The sequence below is a fragment of the Flagellimonas sp. MMG031 genome (genome assembly GCF_040112705.1).
Taxonomy (GTDB): domain Bacteria; phylum Bacteroidota; class Bacteroidia; order Flavobacteriales; family Flavobacteriaceae; genus Flagellimonas.
In genome coordinates, this window is record NZ_CP157804.1 from 473,188 (window position 1) to 488,921 (window position 15,734).

Genomic DNA, 15,734 nt, shown 5'->3' on the forward strand with positions numbered 1-15,734 from the left:
CATGAAAAAGATGGTCTTTTTACTTTGCCTCTTCTCCCTGAATTTTGGGTTTGCCCAAAACGAGACCCTTTTTGATGAGGCAACCGAACTGTACAATAATGGGGAATATTCCAAAGCCATAGAAAACTACAAACAGATTTTGGAAAATGGGCAGCATTCCGCCTCCCTCTACTTTAATTTGGGCAATAGTTATTACAAACAAAATGCCATAGGGCCCAGCATCTATTATTACGAAAAAGCCCTATTGCTATCCCCGAACAATGAAGAGATCAAAAACAATCTGAGGTTTGCTGAGAATATGAGGCTGGACGCCATTGAGGAAATGCCAAAAACGGAGCTTTCCAAGCTATATTCGGCGGTAATAGGCATGTTTACTTACGATCAATGGGCCTATTTAGCAGTGGCGTTGGTGTTTTTGTTCGTCATGGCATACATGGCCTACTACTTTCTTGGAACGGCAAATCAGAAAAGAGCCGCATTTATTTCCGGTATATTTGCCCTAGTCTTGGGGGTGCTCAGCATACTGATGGCCTATCTCAACTTTCAATCCTTTAAAAACAATGATCCTGCCATTGTGTTCAGCAAGGAAGTCAACGTGAATGCAGAGCCTAACAATAACAGTGCTCCCGTTTTCACCCTACATGAAGGCACCAAGGTAAACGTACTGGAGGAACTCGATGATTGGAAAAGAATTCGCATTGCTGATGGCCAAACTGGTTGGCTGGAGGCCGATAATGTCAGGAAAATCAAGGACTTTTAGGCCAAAACACCCCTGCCTTGTTTAATATTCTGTATTTTTGGCAAAAATTGGTTTGTGCTAAAAAGTGTTCTCCATGCCATTATTTCCCTAGTGCTGATATCCGCTTTAACGGTATCACCGCTCATCCCATTTCTGGACAAAGAATTGGGAAAGACCATGGTGATCGGTGCTGCGGAGGAGGAAAACAATGGCAACAATGGGGAAACGAACAAGAAATTTGACGAAATCGACGCCTACATCAAATACTATTTGGAACTGGCGAACAACCCTGTTTTCCAGCAACAGAACCAAGATGATATAGGCTATTTACTTCCTATTTCTGATTATATAGTGGAAATATTAGATCCCCCTCCCAGAAAATTGACATAATTCTTCGTACTTTTTTAATTCAATTTTTAAACATCTTCTATCCATAACCTAACCAGTATAGAAGAACAAACGTACATTATAACATGTTCAAGCATTTAAAAAATGACTTACCTGCGAGTATCGTAGTCTTTTTCGTGGCACTACCCTTATGTTTGGGTATTGCTTTGGCCAGTGGGGCTCCCCTATTTTCCGGGCTCATTGCGGGTATTATCGGTGGAATCGTTGTGGGGGCGCTAAGCGGTTCACAAATTGGGGTCAGCGGACCGGCTGCTGGTTTGGCAGCCATCGTTTTGACCGCCATCGGAACCTTAGGAGGCTATCAAAACTTTTTGGTGGCCGTAGTTTTGGGCGGTATCATCCAATTGATCTTTGGCTTTTTAAAAGCTGGGGTGATTGCCTACTATTTCCCATCATCCGTAATCAAAGGGATGCTTACGGGAATCGGTATCATTATCATTCTCAAGCAAATCCCACACTTTTTTGGCTATGATTCCGATCCCGAAGGGGATTGGGCCTTTTTTCAAGTGGATGGTGAGAATACCTTTAGCGAAATCATTAACAGCATCAACTACATTAGTCCTGGTGCAACCCTCATTGCCGCTATTGGATTGGCCATCTTGATTTTGTGGAGTCAGGTATTGACCAAAAAATCAAAAATATTTGAGTTGATTCAGGGCCCTCTGGTGGCCGTGGTCATTGGTATCATCTACTTTAGTGTTACCAAGGGGGATGCCACTTGGGGAATTTCAGCGGAACACTTGGTAACGGTCCCCGTTCCCGATAGCTTTCAATCCTTCTTGGGTTTCTTTAGTTTCCCCAACTTCTCTGCCATTGGCAATACAGAAGTGTGGGTCACCGCCTTCACCATAGCGCTGGTGGCCAGTTTGGAAACCCTACTTTGTGTAGAAGCAACCGATAAGTTAGATCCTGAAAAACGGACCACCCCTACCAATCGTGAGCTGATCGCCCAGGGGGTTGGGAATACACTTTCGGGTTTGATCGGGGGGCTTCCAATAACACAGGTTATTGTGAGAAGTTCGGCCAATATTCAATCTGGCGGTAAAACCAAATTAGCAGCCATAATCCATGGATTCTTTCTGTTGGGTTCGGTTATTTTGATTCCGACACTGCTCAATATGATTCCGCTGTCAGTATTGGCGGCAATTTTATTTGTGGTAGGCTACAAGCTTGCCAAACCAAGTCTGTTTAAAACGATGTATCAAGCTGGCTGGAAACAGTTTGTCCCCTTTGTGGTGACCGTGGTGGGTATCGTTTTTACCGATCTTTTGGTAGGAATAAGCCTTGGCCTTGGTGTTGGTATCGTGGTGGTTTTGATCAAAAGTTACCAAAACTCCCACTTTTTGCACATTGAGGAAAGCGATGGCGGCAGACATCAAATAAAAATGACCCTTGCCGAAGAGGTTACCTTTTTCAACAAAGGAGCTATCCTGAAAGAATTGGACAGTATTTCCGAAAACACCTATCTCACTTTGGACGTGAGAAAAACAAGGTATCTGGATAACGATATCGTAGAGATTCTCGAGGATTTTTCGAGCAAGGCCAAGAACAGAAACATCGACATCAAAATTATTTCTGAAAAAGGAGAGGTTGAAAATCCGGATAGTTATATCGAATTTTTTAATCTAAGACCCAAAAAAACAGCATAACCTAAACATATGAAGGCACATACCAAAGAAACGCAAGCCACAATGACTCCTGCAAAGGCAATTCAGTTTTTAAAGGAGGGAAACGAGCGTTTTCAACAAAATTTAAAAGCACATCGAAACCTATTGGAGCAAGTAAACGATACCAAGGATGGTCAATTTCCATTTGCGACTATTCTAAGTTGTATCGATTCCAGAGTTTCTGCAGAGCTGGTTTTTGATCAAGGTCTAGGAGATATTTTTAGCATACGAATAGCAGGGAATTTTGTTAACCAAGATATTCTGGGCAGCATGGAGTTTGCTTGCAAACTTGCCGGAACCAAGGCCATTGTGGTACTGGGACACACCAGTTGCGGGGCTGTAAAAGGCGCCTGCGACCATGCCCGTCTCGGTAACTTGACCAGTTTGATCAATAAGATTGAACCTGCGGTTTACGCGGTAAAGGAACCCAAGGACGAGTCTTTGAGGAACTCCCAAAATTTGGAGTTTGTAGATGCCGTGTCCGTTAAAAATGTTGAAATGGCATTGGAAAACATTAGAAACCAAAGTGTTATCCTAAAAGAAATGGAGGAAGATGGTGATATTGCCATTGTAGGCGCCATGTACGATATTTCGGATGGAAGCGTAACATTTTTGTAATTCCCGCCAACATTTCTTAAAAGAAAAGAGGCTGTTTAAAAAGCGGTACTATTTGAGTTTTGTCAGGTTGAGCGCAGTCGAAACCCATTGATTACCAATGTGTCTTAAGTTCTCGACTGCGCTCGAACTGACAGGCAAACCGCTTTTTAGACAGCCTGTTTTTAGTTTAAAATTTAGCCTTAGAGGCGTTGGTATCTGCTTGGCAATATGTATTTTGGCCTGAAACCATCATACCTTTATACCCAATATGAAATTTCCAAATGATTCCGGACCCATTTATTTGGAAACCACCCAAGGCGGGTTTCCCGTGGAGCCATTCAATACATTTAGCAATACTATCTTTTTGCTATTGATCATCTACTGGAGCTTGCGGGTGTACCGAAATCCTGGACAGCACAAATTCTTGGCTTGGGTACTTCCCGTTATCGGAGTTAGCTACATTGGAGGCACGGTGTATCACGCTACCCGTAGCCACGAGTTTTGGCTTCGGTTGGATTGGATGCCCATTATGCTGCTTTGCGCTTCTTTGGTGATTTATTTTATATGTAAACTCGTTCATCAGTGGTGGCAGCGCTTGGTGTTTATCGCACTATTGCTGAGCGCCTCCATTTTACTACGGATTCTTCCCATGCCTCAGGGTTGGAGGATTTCCCTTGGATACCTAATCACTGCTGCTACAATCCTTATTCCCATAACATGGTATTTGGCAAAAACCAAAGGAAAAAATATAGGTTTGGTGTTGACCGCTTTTATCATTTTTGGAGTTGCGCTTTTTTTTAGAAGCATCGATCTTCATCAAACATTATTTCCCATGGGCACCCATTGGTTGTGGCATTTGTTCGGTGGAATTGCAGTACATTTCCTAATTGCCTATTTATTCAAGGACAATTTGCTAAATTTGTCCGCCAATAGCGCAAGCCATCATGATTGATACCATTAAGGAACATATCGCCGAAGTTGAAAAATTTACTTCCAGCTCCATAGACGAAATCGAAGCCTTCCGAATCAAGTATTTGGGTAAAAAAGGACTTTTGAACAGTTTTTTCTCTGAATTTAAAAATGTGCCCAACGAGCAGAAAAAAGAGTTCGGCATGGTTGTCAATCAATTGAAAACCGTTGCTGCTGAAAAGGTCAACGCCTTAAAGGAAGCTCTAGAAAACCAGACCGAGGCCAGTGGAAAATATGGCGACCTCACACGTCCTGGCGAACCTGTTGAGATTGGTGCACGACACCCCATTTCAATTGTAAAAAACCAGATTATCGATATCTTTTCACGGATCGGCTTCAATGTGTCCGAGGGACCAGAGGTGGAGGACGATTGGCACAATTTTACTGCATTGAATCTTCCCGAATACCACCCAGCGAGAGATATGCAGGACACCTTTTTCATTCAAACCGATCCAGATATTTTATTGCGCACCCATACTTCATCCGTTCAGGTACGGTACATGGAGGCGAATAAACCGCCCATTCGTACCATTTCCCCGGGAAGAGTGTACCGAAACGAGGCCATCTCAGCGCGATCGCATTGCTTTTTTCATCAGGTAGAAGGGCTTTACGTGGACAAAAACGTATCCTTTGCCGATTTAAAGCAGACCTTGCAATATTTTACCTCCGAAATGTTCGGGAAATCAAAAATACGCCTGCGTCCCTCTTACTTCCCGTTTACCGAACCCAGCGCTGAAGTGGACGTGTACTGGGGATTGGAGACCGAGACCGATTACCGGATGACCAAAGGTACCGGATGGCTCGAAATCATGGGCTGTGGAATGGTAGACCCCAACGTGCTTAAAAATTGTGGCATAGACCCCGAAGTATATTCTGGGTTTGCCTTTGGAATGGGAATTGACCGTATTGCACTCTTGCTGCACCAAATTTCCGATATCCGTTTGCTCAGTGAAAATGATGTGCGCTTTTTGGAGCAGTTCAAAAGCGCCTTTTAACCGCATTCCATGAAAAAGGATATTGAAATTCCCGTAGCCAAGGATGTACATGTTGCTGTGATTCGTGAGTGGAACGAAGAATTTTTGTCCAAAGACTGGAATGCCTACCTCATCAATAACCGTTCCGATACCATTGAGATGACCATTGTGGTCTCCAAAGGATTTGACGGCGACAAAAAAACATCCACCATGCGCCATGGCATAGGCGTTTTGGGACCAAAATCCTTTAAAAAAATCGAATTGCTGCAGGAAGAGGTGTTGGCGCTCAACAATGAATTCTTTGTGACCTTTTTTGCTGAAAACAAGCTCTTTGAAAAAAGATGCCTGTTCCCTAAGCACACCATTAAAGAGAATCACCTCCGTACAATTCCCATTGTAGACAAGGAAGGTATTCTTTCGGAAGATTAATGGTTTGCTGATGACAGAATGCCAAAAGACATCCAAATAGGCGAACACATCATCCAACAACTTTTATCCCGTCCTAATTATTCGTTTATCTGGCTGGCGTACGCCCACAACATCATCAAAAAAGCCCATTTTTGAGATACAGATACTATCAATTTTATAAATAACCTGCGAATATTTTAATAAATTCTTCTTTAAGGGCCTGATTTTTATGTTTTTAGCGTTGTTTTAAGCGGAATGATCGCGTAATTTTAAGTTCTTCTTAAAACTAAAAACCAATGGGAACTACATCAACCAACATCAACAGACGCGATTGGATCAGAAAAAGCATGCTTACCGCTGGAGGCGCAATGGCATTACCTTACATAGGATTGGCCGAGAGACCAAAGGCCCCCTTAACCCTTGACAGAGAGGGAAATGCTGTTTACAGTCCGTTTTTTAAAGAATATCTGCCTAAGCCAGACGCTTTGTTTCCTGAACTGGAAGCCAAACTAAATGCCAACGAAAATCCATATGGTCCATCACCTATGGCTTTGGAAGCTTTCAAAAGTTCCGCTTCGGGAGGAAATAGATACGCATGGAGGGAACTATTCCAACTAGTGGACAAAATCGCTGATTTTGAAGGTGTAGAAAGCAAAAATATTATGATGGGACCCGGTTCTTCAGATTTGTTGGAGAAAACGGCCATGGTTTTCTTTATGAACGGTGGCAATGTTGTTTCTGCCGATCCAGCTTATATGTCGCTCATTCAAGTAGCGGAATCTGTTGGTGCAAGCTGGAAGCCAGTGCCTCTAAAGGACGATTGGTCGCACGACCTTAAGGCGATGGAGGAAGCGATCGACGATGATACCAAACTGGTCTATATCTGTAACCCCAACAACCCAACCGGTTCTATGACGGACCATAAGGAATTGGTGGATTTCTGTTCACGCGTATCCGAAAGGGTTCCTGTTTTTGTGGATGAAGCCTATCTCTGGTTCTTGGATGAAGGGGCCAAAAAGAGTATGGTCTCCTTGGTGAACGAGGGCAAGGATGTCATCATAGCAAGAACTTTTTCCAAAATTCATGGAATGGCCGGTTTGCGTGTCGGATACATTGTTGCTTTGGAAGAGACTTTGAACAGACTTCAAAAAATAACAAGGGGAGGCATGGGAATTTCCTTGCCCTCCGTATACGCTGCCATGGCGGCCATGGACGATGCGGCCTTCCTTGAAAAATCAAGGAACCTAAATGCCGAGTGCAGGGAGTATGTGTACCAAAGTCTGGAAAAGATGGGCATTACTTCCTATGTTCCGTCATCCACAAGCTTTATCATTTTTCCTATTGAAATGGAAGGAAGAGCGTTTTTGGAGCAAATGACCGAGTTAAAGGTGGGTGTTCGTGCTTTCCAGTTTATGGACCAAAACTGGTGCCGTGTAAGTATGGGAACCATGGACGAAATGAAAACCTTTACCGCTGCACTCGATAAAGTGTTGGCATAGTGGACGTAGGGATTCAAAAAACCATCGTTTTTCTGTTCTTTATCTTCATTGGGATTGTACTTAAGGTGAAGTTCAAGTCCAAAGAGGAGATTACGGGCATAAAAAAAATCATTCTGAACTTGGCCCTGCCAGCGACCATCTTCATTGCGTTGTTGGGGGTCAAGGTAGAACTGCATTTGCTGCTATTGCCCTTATTGGCCCTTGGGCTCAACTTGATTTTGTTCTTTGCCATGCCGTTTATTCTGCCCCTTATGGGCATTGGAAAAGGCACGTCGGATTATAGGACTGCAAGATTGTTGGTGCCATCACTAGCGCCGGGACTTTCATCGTTTCCTTTTATTTTGGAATTCTTGGGTGATGAATACTTGGCCAAAGCCGCTATGTCCGACCTTGGCAATAAAGTGTTCGTGCTCTTCTTTTTGTATTTGGTGGCCATGAATTGGCATTATGGGCTTCAATCCAGTGAAAAAAGAAAAGGGGGAACCAAACTAAAGCCCTTGATAAAGGCCATGGTCTCGGAGCCGGTGAACGTATTTATTGGAGCAGCCTTGGTTTTGTTGGCTTTTGGGGTAAGCATGGACTCCCTACCGTTCTTTTTGAGCGAGACATTGGAGAAACTAAGCTTAATTATGACACCGCTTGTGCTGCTCTTTATCGGACTTGCGGTAAAAATCAAAAGAAAGCAGTTCATTCAGATTTTTTCACTGCTGTGTATCCGGGCAGGTTTGGTCCTTCTCATATCTGGAACCTTTGTCACTCTTGCGGGCATTGAAGCACCAAAGGAAATCCTCCTGACCATGGCGTTTGGACTAAGTGCCTGCAGTTTTTGGCCTTATGCCCATATCGCGGCCGTAGATAGTTTGGAAATGGACCAAAAACCCCTCAAAAGAACCTTTAACAGTGATTTTGGGGTGGCCATATTGGCCTTATCATTCCCCTTGTCCACCATCTTGATCTTGGCGACATTGAACAGCGGAACCCTTTTTGCAAAACCATTGATGATTTTTATGGTTTCAGGTGTCCTATTAGCCGTTGGGTTTTCCATTCCTTGGCTCAGCGGAGTGCACAAAAAAAAGTGGTCTTCCCAAAAGCTCATGGATCGTGAAATACAAGCTACAACGGCGGAAAAAGCCGCTTAAATAGCAAACATAGTCCGCTAAATTGTTACCTTTCAGGAAAACCAAACCATTATGAAGTCAGTACTCTTCCCATTATTGGCCATTTTATGCACTGGTATCACTACTGCGCAACAATCCACGATAAAGGTTGACCAAGACCGACTTGAGGACAGGATTTTCAAGCTGGCCGAATTCGGATTGCAAGAAAATGGTGAAACAGAACGTGTTGCCTTTAGCGATGCCGATATTGAAGCACGCAACTGGGTGATACAAACCCTAAAGGGTTTGGAGATGGAGGTTCAGGTGGATGCTGCGGGAAATATTATCGGGACACGAAAAGGTACCGATGCCACTAAAAAACCCATTGCCTTTGGTTCCCATATTGATAGGGTTCCCAATGGGGGCAACTATGATGGCTGTTTGGGTTCCATGGCGGCTTTGGAAATTATCGAAACGCTAAATGAAAACAACATAACAACCGAACATCCTTTGGAAGTCATCATTTTTCCGAACGAAGAAGGTGGTGTGATGGGCAGTAGGGCCATGGCCGGGAATCTGGGTAAATCAGCCTTTCCCATTGTCAATGCTACAGGATATTCCATGGGCGAAGGTATCATGAGAATAGGAGGAGATACCACAAAAATTGAAAGCGCAAAACGTGAAAAAGGTAGCTTAGCCGCTTTTTTGGAGCTTCATATCGAGCAAGGCGGCAAGCTGGAAAAGGAGCAATTGGACATAGGCGTGGTAGAGGGAATCGTCGGACTGAATTGGTGGGATGTCGTATTTACCGGTTTTGCCAATCATGCCGGCACCACTCCCATGGATGCGCGACAAGATGCACTATTGGCTGCAGCCAAATATATTGTGGCCGTAAATGAAATTACCAATAGTTTTGAAGGCACCCAAGTAGGTACCGTAGGGCGAATAAAGGCAGAACCTGGCGCTCCGAACGTAATTCCTGGTAAGGTAGTGGCCAGCTTGGAAATACGTGACCTCTCCTCCGAGGTCATCCAGAAAGTGTACAACGCCATTAAAGAGAAAACTGAGGAGATTGCGGAATCCTCCAACGTATCCGTTGAGTTTTTACCGTTGGATACCACTGCAGAACCCGCCCTGACTGATACTAAGATTCAAAAAGAAATTGAAAGCTCTGCCAAGGCATTGGGGTTAAGCTATCAATATATGCCCAGCGGTGCCGGCCATGATGCACAGGATATTTCCCGTTTTGCACCAGTTGGGATGATTTTTGTTCCCAGCAAGGGAGGCATCAGTCACTCGCCCAAAGAATTTACGTCAGCAGAAGATATGGCCAATGGTGCCAACGTTCTGCTTCATACTATTTTGTCTTTGGATAAGAAGTTGGATTGATCTCAGCTCTTGGGAGATAAGATAATTCTCCTAGCCGCATTGGCTATCAAACCAATACTGAGCCAATAAGTGCTTAATATCACAACACTAGAATAAGAGAAATCCGTTTTGAACTTGGCAATGGCAATCATAGTATCAGAGAACATAAATAGGAGCACGGCCACCGCAATCCATACAAACGGCTTGCTCTTATCCTTAAGGAAAAGTCCAATCCCTTGCCAAGCCATAAAACAGATGACCAAAACGTAAACTCCAACAGGTACCATAAAGTCGCCTAGACTCGGTTTTAACCACAGAAAAAGAGAGATGCCGATGCCATAAAGTGCCAAAAAGGAAATCCAATGAGTTTGAAAACCCTTTAGCTGCACAAAAGATGTGGCAAACAACAGATGTGCCACCAAAAAGGCTGCCAGTCCATAAACGAAGTATGCGGGAAACAACAATAGAATATCCCCCAACAAACAAAACAGAAAAGCAAGGACCATCAAGGTTTTGAATTTGGATTGCTGTGTTTGGGGAACAAGCACAACCAAAGATGTCACCAAAATCGTGGTCAATGGTTTTAAGAGCATATAAGCCGGGGTATGGCCCAAAGCCTCGGTCGTAATGGCTAAAATTGCGCTAACCACTATTAAAACATTGATTGTTTTGACTGATTTGGATGCTATCGTTGCCATTCCTTAAAGGGTTTTATGCTCAATTGTGAATTATAATATGGTATCTGGCCAGTGACTTCCTCTCCCAGCCATTTCGGTTTTTCAAAACGTTCATCTTCATGCTTGAGTTCCACTTCGGCAAGCACCAAACCTTTGTTTTCACCCAAAAACTCATCCACTTCAAACAGGTGATTTCCCCATGGGACTTCAAAACGGACCTTTTCCAAAATACCCGATTCACATAAATCAATAAGGTTTGTCGCCTCCGCTGCCGTAATTTCCGTTTCCCATTCAAAACGTGTGGTTCCAGAATCGTTACTGGGACCCTTTACGGTCAAAAATCCCTTTTCTCCCTTAATGCGAACCCTAACGGTTCGTTCTGGGTCAGTGTTCAGAAATCCCTGCACAATACGTGTTTGCGATGTCGCCTGTTGCTTGAATCCATCGCTTGTGACCAAAAACTTGCGTTCTATTTCCAAATGTTCCATCAAACTAAATATACCCTAAATTTGGGTATGGATTTCGATTTTCCCTTACGAAAAATCATTCATGTGGATATGGATGCCTTTTACGCCTCGGTGGAACAGCACGACAACCCCGAGCTTAAGGGAAAGCCCCTTGCCGTTGGAGGCGGGTCCAAACGTGGGGTGGTCTCAGCAGCGAGCTACGAAGCCAGAAAATACGGGGTTAGGAGTGCCATGGCCGGCTCCATTGCCTTGCGGAACTGTCCACATCTTATTTTTGTAAAACCCCGATTTGACCGCTATAAGGAGGTATCCCTTGAAATACGGGAAATTTTTTATGAATACACAGACTTGGTGGAACCACTTTCGTTGGATGAGGCCTATTTGGATGTAACGGAAAACAAAAAAGGGAATCCCTCCGCTACCTTGATTGCCAAGGAAATTCGCCAAAAAATCTTTGACAAAACAGGGCTCACGGCGTCTGCGGGAATCTCTATAAACAAGTTTATCGCAAAGGTGGCCAGTGATTACAACAAACCCAATGGTCAAAAAACAGTCAATCCCGAGGAAGTCATTGATTTTTTGGAGCGTCTTGATATCCGAAAGTTTTATGGGGTAGGGAAAGTCACCGCCGAAAAAATGTATCGCCTTGGCATTTTCACGGGGAAAGACCTCAAAGAAAAGTCACTGGAGTTCTTGGACAAACATTTTGGAAAGAGCGGCGGGCACTATTATCATGTGGTGCGTGGCATCCACAACAGCGAAGTAAAACCGCACAGGACTCCAAAGTCGGTAGGGGCGGAACGTACCTTTTCAGAGAATCTGAGCAGTGAGATATTTATGCTGGAAAAATTGGACAATATTGCCCACGAGTTGGAACGCAGGCTTCAGAAATCGAAAATTGCGGGCAAAACGGTGACGCTAAAAATTAAGTACAGCGATTTTACGCTCCAGACCCGGAGCAAGACTTTGCCTTATTTTATCGCTAGCAAGGATTTGATTTTGGAAACCGCAAAGGAGTTGTTGTACCAATCGTCTTTGGAAAACTCCGTTCGTTTGTTGGGCATTTCCTTGGCCAACCTCAACACGGAAAAAGAAAAGGACGAGCCTAAAAAGGAGTCCGTGCTGGTGCAACTGAAATTTGATTTTTAAAATAGGAGGCTGTCTAAGACGTCGTTTTTAACGTCAACCTGAACTTGTTTCAGTTTCTCATAATACATTAAGCATTATCTGGTGAGATTCCAAAACTAGTTCGGAATGACGGATCAGTTAAAAGTACTATTAGAAAGCCTCCTTATTCCATTAATTTTTAATATCAGATTCCACAGGCTGTACCGCAGGTTTTTTGGGGTTGCCATCGGCATCAATCTCAATGATGTTATCAAAACCAAGTTCATCCAACTTTTCGATGATTTCAGCTCTGTCGCCCACCATAAACCAGTTTACTTTGTCCGGCTGTACCACTTGGTTACTCACCTTTCGGATGTCGTCCACCGAAAGGCTTCTTACATTCTGATCATATTTTTGGTAGTAATCATCCGGTAAATTGTAGCGCACCAAGTTTCTCACCGAACTGTTAACGGAACTATTGGTTTCCCATTGGCCAGGGAGCTTCAACACTTGATTGGTCTTTACTTTGTCCAGTTCCTCTTTTGTCGCAGGTCTGGTCGAAGTAAATTCAGCAATCTCTTTTCTGATTTCGGTTACGGACTCTGCTGTTTTGTCGGTCTGCACCGGAGCGTACACAATAAACGGACGTTCTTCTTTGGAACCTATCACAAAGCCTCCTGCTCCGTAGGACCAATGTTTGTCCTCTCTCAAATTCATATTGATTCGAGAAGTGAAATCACCTCCAAGAATATTGACCATTTGCTCCAAAGCTATTTCTGAAACATCACCATACTTTTCTGTGAGGTGTCCCGCCAGTATCACCGATTGTTGGGATTCGGGCCTGTTCATGAGATAAAGGGTGTTTTTGGAATTGGTCTTGGGCTCATTGAAAACAATCTTCGGAACATCTCCCTTTTTCCACTTGCCCAAGGTTTTTTCCAATTTGGACTTGAGTTCTGCCATTTCCACATCACCTGTCACGATTAAAGTGGCGTTGTTCGGCTTGAACCATGTATTGTAAAAATTCACCACATCCTGGCGTGTCAATTGAGACACAGTTTCCTCGTAACCGGTTCCCGTGTAAGGGCTGCTGTACGGATGGTCGTCACCATACAGGTATTTGTTCATTACCCGAAGTGCCATGGAAATGGGTTGGGATTTTTCCTGTTTGATATCGTTGAGCTGCTCCTTTTGTAGACGTTCAAACTCCTTTTCTGGAAATACAGGATTGAGCACTACATCCAAAAAGAGATCCAAACTGGCATCAAAACTGGGCTTTAAAGTGCTCATGTACACATTCGATTCATCTTGGCTGGAGAAAGTGCTTAATGAGGCCCCCAATAATTGAAGCTGCTCATTGATCTCGAGGGCATCCATATCCTTGGTTCCTTCATCCATCAAGTTCATGGCCAATTTCGCCGTTCCTGGAGCGGATAGATGGTCGGTTTTATATCCTGCATCGGCCACCAGGTTGATTACGATGGTGGGAACCCCTTTTCGCTGTGCCAACACCACATTTAATCCATTGGATAACTGCGTCCGCTGCAAATCGGGGAACTTGGAGCTTTTCTGCTCCGTGAGGGCGGGCAATGTACTTCGGTCTACGGTAGATTCCACAATGTCATATTCCGGGAAAGGCTTACAGACCAAAATATGTTTTCCTTTGGTAAGCCATTTGGCCGCTGTTTTCTTTAAATCTTCCGCCGTGGCATCTTCCACATACTTTAAGGTGGTTTTGTAGTAGGAAGGGTCGCCATGGTAGGTTTGGTTGGAAGCTAAAATATCCGATACGCCCCCAAAGCCACCAATACGCTCCAGTCCTTTGATAAAATTGGCAAAATAACTGGCCTTTACCCTTTTGAGTTCGTCCTCAGTGGGCCCTTCTTTGATGAACTTGTTGATTTCGGCTTCTAGTTCCTTTTCCAGTTTTTCTGGGTCCTCGCCCTGCTTCACATTAAGCCAAGTGATGAAATTACTTGCAATTTCACTGGAAGACTGGAAGGAAACGGCTGCGCTTGCCGATTGGTCTTGGTAGATGAATTTTTGATACAGTCTTGAATTCTTGCCACTGGTCAAAATAGCGGAAATCAAATCAAAATGAAGGTCTTCCCTAGAACCGTAGGGAGGGGTGTTCCACGCAAACAGCACCCGGGTTTCGGGCACGCGATCCTCGTAAACTTGACGGGAATCGTATTCCTTGCTGGGAATGTTCACTTCTTGCCTTTCCACGGTAGGGCCGGACGGGATATCCCCAAAATACTTGATCACTTTTTGATGGATCTCTTCGGCATCCACGTCACCAGCCACAGCCACTACCGCATTGGCCGCGCCGTAGTAAGATTTGAACCATTCCTGCACATCTTCCAAAGAGGCGGCATTCAAATCTTCCATTTCCCCGATTACCGTCCAAGAATAAGGATGTCCCTTTGGATACATGGCCTTGGTCAAATAATCCCATTGCATACCGTAAGGCTGATTTTCCCCTTGTCTTTTTTCATTTTGCACTACGCCTCGTTGCTCGTCCAGTTTGGCCTGGTCGATAGCGCCCAACAGGTGCCCCATTCTATCCGACTCCAAGAAAAGTACTTGGTCAAGAGCCGAAACAGGCACATTTTGGAAGTAATTGGTTCGGTCGGTATTGGTGGTACCGTTCAGGTCAGTTCCTCCAATACTTTCCAAGGCTTGGAAATAGTCGGTGTTGTAGTTTTCACTTCCGTTGAACATTAAATGTTCAAAGAGGTGTGCAAATCCGCTTTTACCCGGCTTTTCATTTTTGGAACCCACATGGTACCAAACGTTCACAGCGGCAATAGGCGCCTTGTGGTCTTCGTACACCAAAAGGGTCAATCCATTTTTTAAGGTGTACTTTTTGTAGTCGATGTCGATGTCCTCTGCCTTGAACTGAAATTCCTGCCCATAATGGCTGACGGCAAAGAACAGGCCGAAGAAAGCGGCCAAAAGTAATCTTTTCATTTCTAATGTTTTTAAGTTATTTGATTGATAAAATACCATACACAAGATAGGAAAATGTTTACAATCGACACCATACTAAACAGTTAGACAGTAGAAATTAGGTGCAACTTCAATGATTTCATTGGCGGTTTCATTGTTCTACCCAATAATTCTTCATTAATTTGTGATGCCATTGACCACCATTAACTATATTCTTATTTATGCAACGAAACAAATTGCACGAGCACATCATATCCTCTGCGGGAGAGCTTTTCTATTCCCAAGGGTATAATTCAACAGGAGTCAATGAGATCATTTCCAAATGCGATATCGCCAAAGCGACGCTCTACAGTCATTTTAAATCAAAAGAGGATATTTGTATTGCTTACCTGAAGCAGCGCCACCATGACTTTTTGGAGAGCCTAAAGGATTATGTTGGTCAAAGAAGCAAGGGAAGGCTGCAGTTATTGGCCATATTCGACTTGTTGCGGGATATGTACCTACAAGAAGATTTTCAAGGGTGTTGGGCCCTTAAAACACTTGGGGAATTGGCACCAGACCAAACGAAAATATTGGAGGTGATCCAACTTCAAAAAAAGGAATTGCTGCTATACTTGGGCGAAGTGGTCGGGGACAACATTTCCAACCTTTCCAAAGCGGAGACTGAAAAAATATCGGGCGGACTTTACCTATTGTATGAAAGCGCCGTTACAGAAAGTCATCTGTTTAAAAACGACTGGCCCATTTTTATGGCAAGGAGCATTGCCCCTTCCCTATTTAAAGAGGTTGAGCTGTCATAAAAAAG

The 15,734-nt window shown here is 43.9% G+C and carries 15 protein-coding genes; 12 read left to right on the plus strand and 3 right to left on the minus strand.

The features are described from left to right. The first annotated feature begins 1 nt into the window (after window position 1). The 10 genes from ABNE31_RS02080 (at window position 2) to ABNE31_RS02125 (ending at window position 9,747) form a co-directional block, all read left to right on the plus strand. Complete coding sequence (locus ABNE31_RS02080) at window positions 2–760, plus strand: tetratricopeptide repeat protein (protein WP_349352183.1); 759 nt, start codon at window positions 2–4, stop codon at window positions 758–760. Between the two features lie 54 nt (window positions 761–814). Continuing rightward, window positions 815–1,129 (plus strand): hypothetical protein, encoded by a 315-nt coding sequence (locus ABNE31_RS02085; protein ID WP_349352184.1) that lies wholly within the window; start codon window positions 815–817, stop codon window positions 1,127–1,129. 83 nt (window positions 1,130–1,212) lie between these two features. After that, window positions 1,213–2,796, plus strand: coding sequence for a SulP family inorganic anion transporter (locus tag ABNE31_RS02090; RefSeq protein ID WP_349352185.1), 1,584 nt, complete (start codon window positions 1,213–1,215; stop codon window positions 2,794–2,796). 9 nt (window positions 2,797–2,805) lie between these two features. Further along, window positions 2,806–3,432 carry a carbonic anhydrase family protein gene (locus ABNE31_RS02095; RefSeq protein WP_293280920.1) on the plus strand — a complete coding sequence of 209 codons (627 nt, stop codon included), beginning with the start codon at window positions 2,806–2,808 and terminating at the stop codon, window positions 3,430–3,432. A gap of 247 nt (window positions 3,433–3,679) precedes the next feature. Further along, complete coding sequence (locus ABNE31_RS02100) at window positions 3,680–4,363, plus strand: hypothetical protein (RefSeq protein WP_349352186.1); 684 nt, start codon at window positions 3,680–3,682, stop codon at window positions 4,361–4,363. Further along, window positions 4,356–5,375, plus strand: a complete 1,020-nt coding sequence (gene pheS / locus ABNE31_RS02105; RefSeq protein WP_349352187.1) for a phenylalanine--tRNA ligase subunit alpha — start codon at window positions 4,356–4,358, stop codon at window positions 5,373–5,375. Before ABNE31_RS02100 ends, pheS begins: the two co-directional genes overlap by 8 nt. Before the next feature lie 9 nt (window positions 5,376–5,384). Next, a complete protein-coding gene (locus ABNE31_RS02110; RefSeq protein WP_349352188.1) occupies window positions 5,385–5,783 on the plus strand; it encodes a hypothetical protein in 399 nt (132 codons plus the stop codon). Window positions 5,784–6,058: 275 nt separating this feature from the next. Beyond that, window positions 6,059–7,261: a histidinol-phosphate transaminase gene (locus tag ABNE31_RS02115; protein ID WP_349352189.1), complete on the plus strand. Its 1,203-nt coding sequence runs from the start codon at window positions 6,059–6,061 to the stop codon at window positions 7,259–7,261. Then, window positions 7,261–8,400 carry a permease gene (locus ABNE31_RS02120; protein ID WP_349352190.1) on the plus strand — a complete coding sequence of 380 codons (1,140 nt, stop codon included), beginning with the start codon at window positions 7,261–7,263 and terminating at the stop codon, window positions 8,398–8,400. The genes ABNE31_RS02115 and ABNE31_RS02120 overlap by 1 nt, the downstream gene beginning before the upstream one ends. A gap of 51 nt (window positions 8,401–8,451) precedes the next feature. Continuing rightward, complete coding sequence (locus tag ABNE31_RS02125; RefSeq protein WP_349352191.1) at window positions 8,452–9,747, plus strand: Zn-dependent hydrolase; 1,296 nt, start codon at window positions 8,452–8,454, stop codon at window positions 9,745–9,747. Between the two features lie 2 nt (window positions 9,748–9,749). On the opposite strand, the gene ABNE31_RS02130 is transcribed toward ABNE31_RS02125, so the two are convergent. Next, entirely contained in the window at window positions 9,750–10,424 is a 675-nt protein-coding gene (locus tag ABNE31_RS02130; protein WP_349352192.1) for a lysoplasmalogenase, read from the minus strand. Continuing rightward, window positions 10,412–10,891 carry a CYTH domain-containing protein gene (locus ABNE31_RS02135; RefSeq protein WP_349352193.1) on the minus strand — a complete coding sequence of 160 codons (480 nt, stop codon included), beginning with the start codon at window positions 10,889–10,891 and terminating at the stop codon, window positions 10,412–10,414. Before ABNE31_RS02135 ends, ABNE31_RS02130 begins: the two co-directional genes overlap by 13 nt. A gap of 27 nt (window positions 10,892–10,918) precedes the next feature. Here ABNE31_RS02135 and dinB point away from each other — a divergent pair, with 27 nt between their 5' ends. Next, window positions 10,919–12,019, plus strand: a complete 1,101-nt coding sequence (dinB, locus tag ABNE31_RS02140) for a DNA polymerase IV (RefSeq protein WP_349352194.1) — start codon at window positions 10,919–10,921, stop codon at window positions 12,017–12,019. A 150-nt stretch (window positions 12,020–12,169) separates the two neighbouring features. On the opposite strand, the gene ABNE31_RS02145 is transcribed toward dinB, so the two are convergent. After that, complete coding sequence (locus ABNE31_RS02145; RefSeq protein WP_349352195.1) at window positions 12,170–14,950, minus strand: pitrilysin family protein; 2,781 nt, start codon at window positions 14,948–14,950, stop codon at window positions 12,170–12,172. A 200-nt stretch (window positions 14,951–15,150) separates the two neighbouring features. Here ABNE31_RS02145 and ABNE31_RS02150 point away from each other — a divergent pair, with 200 nt between their 5' ends. After that, window positions 15,151–15,729 (plus strand): TetR/AcrR family transcriptional regulator, encoded by a 579-nt coding sequence (locus ABNE31_RS02150; protein WP_349352196.1) that lies wholly within the window; start codon window positions 15,151–15,153, stop codon window positions 15,727–15,729. Window positions 15,730–15,734 lie beyond the last annotated feature (5 nt).

Excerpts from the sequence above, each read along its gene's own strand:
- ABNE31_RS02080 (WP_349352183.1), top strand. The coding sequence starts at position 2 with ATGAAAAAGATGGTCTTTTTACTTTGCCTCTTCTCCCTGAATTTTGGG.
- ABNE31_RS02090 (WP_349352185.1), top strand. The coding sequence starts at position 1,213 with ATGTTCAAGCATTTAAAAAATGACTTACCTGCGAGTATCGTAGTCTTT.
- ABNE31_RS02095 (WP_293280920.1), top strand. The coding sequence starts at position 2,806 with ATGAAGGCACATACCAAAGAAACGCAAGCCACAATGACTCCTGCAAAG.
- ABNE31_RS02100 (WP_349352186.1), top strand. The coding sequence starts at position 3,680 with ATGAAATTTCCAAATGATTCCGGACCCATTTATTTGGAAACCACCCAA.
- pheS (WP_349352187.1), top strand. The coding sequence starts at position 4,356 with ATGATTGATACCATTAAGGAACATATCGCCGAAGTTGAAAAATTTACT.
- ABNE31_RS02110 (WP_349352188.1), top strand. The coding sequence starts at position 5,385 with ATGAAAAAGGATATTGAAATTCCCGTAGCCAAGGATGTACATGTTGCT.
- ABNE31_RS02115 (WP_349352189.1), top strand. The coding sequence starts at position 6,059 with ATGGGAACTACATCAACCAACATCAACAGACGCGATTGGATCAGAAAA.
- ABNE31_RS02125 (WP_349352191.1), top strand. The coding sequence starts at position 8,452 with ATGAAGTCAGTACTCTTCCCATTATTGGCCATTTTATGCACTGGTATC.
- ABNE31_RS02130 (WP_349352192.1), bottom strand. The coding sequence starts at position 10,424 with ATGGCAACGATAGCATCCAAATCAGTCAAAACAATCAATGTTTTAATA.
- ABNE31_RS02135 (WP_349352193.1), bottom strand. The coding sequence starts at position 10,891 with ATGGAACATTTGGAAATAGAACGCAAGTTTTTGGTCACAAGCGATGGA.
- dinB (WP_349352194.1), top strand. The coding sequence starts at position 10,919 with ATGGATTTCGATTTTCCCTTACGAAAAATCATTCATGTGGATATGGAT.
- ABNE31_RS02145 (WP_349352195.1), bottom strand. The coding sequence starts at position 14,950 with ATGAAAAGATTACTTTTGGCCGCTTTCTTCGGCCTGTTCTTTGCCGTC.
- ABNE31_RS02150 (WP_349352196.1), top strand. The coding sequence starts at position 15,151 with ATGCAACGAAACAAATTGCACGAGCACATCATATCCTCTGCGGGAGAG.